At 44.1% G+C, this 3,357-nt stretch carries 4 protein-coding genes; all 4 read left to right on the forward strand.

The window, feature by feature from the left end:
- The first annotated feature begins 136 nt into the window (after positions 1-136).
- The gene (locus SSCH_RS07035; RefSeq protein WP_044664852.1) at positions 137-730 is read left to right on the forward strand and encodes a hypothetical protein; all 594 of its coding nucleotides are present in this window, start codon (positions 137-139) and stop codon (positions 728-730) included.
- Positions 731-767: 37 nt separating this feature from the next.
- Positions 768-1,106, forward strand: coding sequence for a hypothetical protein (locus tag SSCH_RS07040; protein ID WP_044664853.1), 339 nt, complete (start codon positions 768-770; stop codon positions 1,104-1,106).
- Positions 1,107-1,500: 394 nt separating this feature from the next.
- Positions 1,501-2,379: a Druantia anti-phage system protein DruA gene (locus SSCH_RS07045; RefSeq protein WP_044664854.1), complete on the forward strand. Its 879-nt coding sequence runs from the start codon at positions 1,501-1,503 to the stop codon at positions 2,377-2,379.
- On the forward strand, positions 2,372-3,357 hold a 986-nt coding region (locus SSCH_RS07050; RefSeq protein ID WP_198142236.1), incomplete at its 3' end, for a transposase family protein. The genes SSCH_RS07045 and SSCH_RS07050, both read left to right, overlap by 8 nt.

A 3,357-nucleotide genomic window follows, 5' to 3' on the forward strand; every position in this document is an offset into this window, starting at 1 on the left:
ATCGAAATTGCTTACATCGACATGTTAAAGGCATTTGATCTACAAGAAAAAAATTTAAAACCTGCTGCATCAAAAAACGTTACCTTGTGGCAGTAGACGGAACACAAAAATACGTGATGGACCAATGCTGGGATGAATGTTATCCCCACCGCAGGTTCAAGGCAAAGATGGTGAACACCATCAGTATTACGCCTATGTTCTAGAAGCAGTTTTAATCCTCTCCAACGGCATGGTTTTACCGCTGATGAGTGAGTTCTTGGAAAACGATACAGAACTAGAGAAAATAGAAAGTGATGAAGAGTGGAAACAGGACTGCGAGTTAAAGGCGTTTTATCGCTTGGCTACACGGCTTAAAAAAGAATTCCCAAGGCTGCGGCTTACACTACTTTTAGATGGGCTGTATGCGAATGGGCCGGTAATAGAAATCTGCCGCAAGAACAAATGGCAATTTATGATTGTACTCAAAGACGATTCACTGCCTTCAGTATGGGAAGAAGTTAACGGGCTGATGCGCTTGGATACCAAAAGAGAAAACTACTATGAGCGAATATGGCAGGGGCGACAGCAGACGTTTCGATGGGTCAACGATATCGATTATGAGTATGGTTACAGGAGAGCTAAAATTTTAAAGATCCATGTGGTGATATGTAAGGAAAGCTGGGAAGAGATCGAACTTGTAACATGTCGCGGGGTAACGAAAACTGACCCGTTACGCTTGGATTTCCAGTGACCCAATCAAAAAGACGAATATCCACGCGCGTTCCAATTTGATAGCCCGAAAGCGTTGGCTTCAGGAGAACACCATTCTCAAAGAAAAAGACCAAGGATACCATTACGAACATATCTTTTCTCATAACTGGAATGCAATGAAGGGATATCACTACTTGATGCATATTGGCCGGATGCTCAATGAAATGGTGCTTCATTCGGTTTGCCTAACCGAACATGCTAAAAAAGTTGGGTTTCGGAGACTCATTGAAAAGTTTCGTAAAAACATGATTTACAATTCCTTAGATACAAAGCGAATTCGCAAGTTAATGAAATCCCCAGGCCAACTGCGATTGGTTCAGGAGGATGATTGGAAAATAAGGCCAACGGCAGCTTAGCAATTCTATTCAACATAGCGGTTTCAATACGGTGTACACTACCCGTATGCCCATTTGAAGGTGCTATAGTAGGTTAAAAGGAGCAAAATAGCTTGAAAAGGATGTGCCGCCACATGTAGAACGGATATTTTTCTAAAAAACTTCGGAATCGGTGATAAAAACGCCAGTTTTTGTACTTGCAAGATTTTTAAACATTTTGATGCGTCAGTACTGGTACTGGCTCAGAACTGACGCATAGCCTTTAACTACTATGCCCGACAAGGGTTTCCAGAGACTAGAAGAAATATTTTATCGAAAAAGGAACTGGACAGCGGTAATTAATTATGAGACAATAGTGTGGGTTATTATCAAAGGGGGCCTGCACTAATGACAAAACAATACGACAACCAAGTCATTGGTAAGCGGCAGATATTTCACCGAACAGGAACTGCAAGATGTTAAGGAAATAATACGCATGTTTCCGAAACTAAGCCTTACCGAGCTAGCAAATACGGTCTGTGAGAACTTAGATTGGGTAACACCGAATGGTCGGAACAAGACAGCTTCATGCCTACAGCTTTTAAAGAAACTTGAAGAAAAGGGGTCAATTACCCTACCAGCCAAACAAGAAGATAAGATTCACGACAACCGGGATCGGATTGAGTTTGGGGTACACACGAGGCCTGCTCAGTTGATAGAGGGAAGCGTGAGCGATTTTGAGCCCATCGGGTTAGAACTGGTAAGAAGTCGAGACGGCATTAGATTATGGAACGAATATGTTCATCGTTACCATACCCTAGGCTACAAGCGACCCTTTGGTGCCCATCAGCGCTACTTCATCACCACAGGGACAAGAGAAAAACCATTGGGATGTCTTTTATTTGCGGCAGCAGCCTGGGCGTTGACAGCACGTGACGAATGGATTGGCTGGACCCAGATAGACCGCAGCCTGCGATTAAACCTAGTCGTAAACAACACCCGTTTTCTGATCTTTCCCTGGGTCTGCGTAAAAAACCTGGCCAGCAAATCCTTATCCTTAGCGGCAAAGCGAATCAGGAGCGACTGGCAGAAGCGATACGGTTACAGCCCGGTATTATTGGAAACTTTCGTTAATCCAAAGAAATACCGGGGCACCTGTTACCAGGCAGCAAACTGGATCTACCTTGGGAAGACCGCTGGGCGCGGCCGGATGGACCGTCATACAAAAAGGTTGCTCACCCCCAAGGATATCTATGTCTATCCCTTGGCAGCCGATTTCCGCTCCCAACTAAAGGGGGAGACGGCTCATGAGTAAACCCGTCCATCCAACACAGATCCGTCCAACACGCCAGGAGCGGAGAAGAAAACAACGAGATCTCAGGGAAGAACAAAAAAGACAGGGGAGGCAATATCCTCCCACCTTCACGCTTCCTAACCGCAAAAGCGAATATAAAACAGAGGATGAAGAACAAGAAGATATTCAGCAAAGAACTGAAAAGATACTAGACGTATACAGGCAACTGCTGCCTGGGCTGCTTCATAAATTAGCAAGAATACCTGATCCGCGGAGTCCAAAGAAAGTTAAGCATCAAATGACAATAATGATGATCTATGGAATTCTGATGTTTGTGTTTCAAATGCCCTCTAGGCGAGAAACGAATCAGGAGATGACCGGACCGCGGTTACTTAAACACCTGCAAGCAGTTTTTCCGGAATTAACAGACATGCCGCACCAGGATACCCTGTGTCGCTTATTGGAAAAGATGGATGTAGACCAAATCGAAATTGCTTACATCGACATGTTAAGGCATTTGATCTACAAGAAAAAATTTAAAAACCTGCTGCATCAAAAACGTTACCTTGTGGCAGTAGACGGAACACAAAAATACGTGATGGACCAATGCTGGGATGAATGTTATCCCCACCGCAGGGTTCAAGGCAAAGATGGTGAACACCATCAGTATTACGCCTATGTTCTAGAAGCAGTTTTAATCCTCTCCAACGGCATGGTTTTACCGCTGATGAGTGAGTTCTTGGAAAACGATACAGAACTAGAGAAAATAGAAAGTGATGAAGAGTGGAAACAGGACTGCGAGTTAAAGGCGTTTTATCGCTTGGCTACACAGCTTAAAAAAGAATTCCCAAGGCTGCGGCTTACACTACTTTTAGATGGGCTGTATGCGAATGGGCCGGTAATAGAAATCTGCCGCAAGAACAAATGGCAATTTATGAATTGTACTCAAAGACGAATTCACTGCCGTTCAGTATGGGAAGAAGTTAACGGGCTGATGCG

It is taken from the genome of Syntrophaceticus schinkii (assembly GCF_000946815.1).
Classification (GTDB): domain Bacteria; phylum Bacillota; class DSM-12270; order Thermacetogeniales; family Thermacetogeniaceae; genus Syntrophaceticus; species Syntrophaceticus schinkii.

What these genes read in the sequence shown, in the direction of transcription:
- SSCH_RS07035 (WP_044664852.1), top strand. Translation starts at nt 137, where the DNA reads ATGTTATCCCCACCGCAGGTTCAAGGCAAAGATGGTGAACACCATCAG.